Here is a 1932-nt window from a genome sequence, read left to right as displayed (position 1 = left end):
GGGTGGTGGCCCGCGTCAACGATCCGCGCAACGAGTGGCTGTTCGACGAATCGTGGGGTGTCGACGTCGCGGTGTCCACGCCGCGCATGCTCGCCGCGCTGGTCGAGGAGGCCGTCACGGTCGGCGATCTGGTGCGGTTGATGACGCTCCGCAAAGGCGCGAACCTGGTGGAGGTCACCCTGCGGGACACCACCGCCCTGGCCGGGAAGCCGGTTCGGAAACTGGAACTGCCCCGCGACACGGCGCTCGTGGCGATCCTGCGCGGCGGACGCGTGATCGTCCCGCAGCCGGACGATCCGCTCGAAGGCGGGGACGAACTGCTGTTCGTCACGGCAGAGGACGTCGAGGACGATCTCCGGCAGGCGGTGAACCGCTAGTCGCGTGAACCGTGCCGGTCGCGGAGACGATGCCGGCCGTCGAGTCCGTGCCGGTCCTCGGGGCCCGGCTCGTCGTGGGAACCCGACGCCTCGTGGGACCCCCCGGCCGAAGGGGCCTCGATGGTCTCGGCCTCGGCCGGCGGGGGTTCGACGACCCGGTCCGCGCGCCGGACCGCCCAGAGGGTGACCAGCAGCGCCAGCGCGGTCAGCGGCCAGCCCATTCCGATCCGTGCGACGGCGAGCCACCCGGTGCGGTCCTCGTCGTAGAGCTGGTTCTGCACGAGATAGCGACCGAGGAAGACCAGGGTCCATGCGAGGGTGGCGACGTCGTAGGCACGCACCGCGGTGGGATGTGACCGCCACTGCGAGCCCTGGCCGTTGAGCATCCCCCAGATCACGCCGACCAGCGGCCTACGGACGAGCACGGACAACAGGAAGGCGCCCCCGTAGACCAGGCTCGCGTAGATCCCGAAGAGGAAGTATCCCTTCGCGTCGCCGGTGCGATGAGCGATGAAGGCGCACAAGGCGACTCCGAAGAAGCCGGAGATCGCGGGCTGGATCGGCGTGCGCTGGATCAGGCGCCACACGAGCACCGCCAGTGCCACACCCAACGCGGTCCAGATGGCCGCCGTGAGCCCCCACACACTGTTGACCGGCACGAACACCAGCACCGGCAGCGTCGAATAGATCAACCCGCTGATCCCACCGAGTTGTTCGAGCATCGTCTGCTGGTTGGTGTCGCTCACTCCTACGAGGGTGCCACATCGGGCACAGGGGTACGACCCCGCGTATCGAGGGGGAACCACTCCGCGTATGCAAGGGCCGGTAGCCCCCGGCGCGCCGGTCAGGCCGGTTCGCGCAGCTCGTAGTACGGGTTGTAGATCACCTTGCGTCCGTCGCGTTCTCCCACGCGACCGCGGACCGTCAACGTACGCCCGGGTTCGATCCCGGGGATGCGCCGACGACCGATCCATACGAGCTGGATCGAATCGGTCCCGTCGAAGAACTCCGCCTCGACGACGGCGGCAGCGGCACGCGAACACGACTCGACACTGCGGAGGCGTCCGTACATGGTCACTTCCTGACCGCGGGCGCATTCGACGACGGGTAGGGCGCCCGTGGAGTGCGACGATTCGGCCATCTCCTCGGCATCGAGTTCTTCGATGTCCTCGGTGAGCCGCCGTGTGAGCCGACGCAGGTAGCCGGCCGGGGAAGCCATAACACGCTCCTGTACGGAAGGGGGCACGGATCGCGTGCCACCGAACTCTTCTTCGATCGCCACTGTAGACGCATTCTGGCCGGATACAAGTTGCACGGTGCACACCGTCGTGCAGGCACCGTCGACCTGCTGTGCAGGCACCGTCGGCACGACCGTCTGGGCAGGTGAGCGTGGTTGCCGGGGACCGATGGTGCAGGATCGTCCGCATGTCCCGCAGCGAATCCCCGGCTTCCCCGGACACCGGCCCGCCCCGGCCGGTCACCCGCACCGCGATCGTGCTTCCCGGCACGGGTTCGGACGCATGCTTCGCCGAGAAGGCGTTCGGCCCCGGACTCC

General features: G+C 68.6%; 3 protein-coding genes. 1 reads left to right on the top strand and 2 read right to left on the bottom strand.

What is annotated here, in order from left to right; translation table 11 throughout:
• Positions 1-377 (top strand): TrkA C-terminal domain-containing protein (locus R1101_RS0122385; protein ID WP_016935451.1); only part of this gene is annotated, 377 nt, incomplete at its 5' end.
• On the opposite strand, the gene R1101_RS0122380 is transcribed toward R1101_RS0122385, so the two are convergent.
• Together R1101_RS0122380 and R1101_RS0122375 are read right to left on the bottom strand one after the other, a co-directional pair.
• Positions 374-1123 carry a DUF3159 domain-containing protein gene (locus R1101_RS0122380; RefSeq protein WP_016935450.1) on the bottom strand — a complete coding sequence of 250 codons (750 nt, stop codon included), beginning with the start codon at positions 1121-1123 and terminating at the stop codon, positions 374-376. The genes R1101_RS0122385 and R1101_RS0122380 overlap by 4 nt on opposite strands.
• Before the next feature lie 98 nt (positions 1124-1221).
• The gene (locus R1101_RS0122375) at positions 1222-1596 is read right to left on the bottom strand and encodes an OB-fold nucleic acid binding domain-containing protein (protein WP_016694463.1); all 375 of its coding nucleotides are present in this window, start codon (positions 1594-1596) and stop codon (positions 1222-1224) included.
• Between the last annotated feature and the right edge of the window lie 336 nt (positions 1597-1932).

It is taken from the genome of Rhodococcus sp. R1101 (assembly GCF_000278445.1).
GTDB classification, from domain to species: Bacteria; Actinomycetota; Actinomycetes; order Mycobacteriales; family Mycobacteriaceae; genus Rhodococcus; species Rhodococcus gordoniae.
Note: the sequence above shows the minus strand (reverse complement) of the source record. Positions and strands in the feature narration are given on the sequence as shown.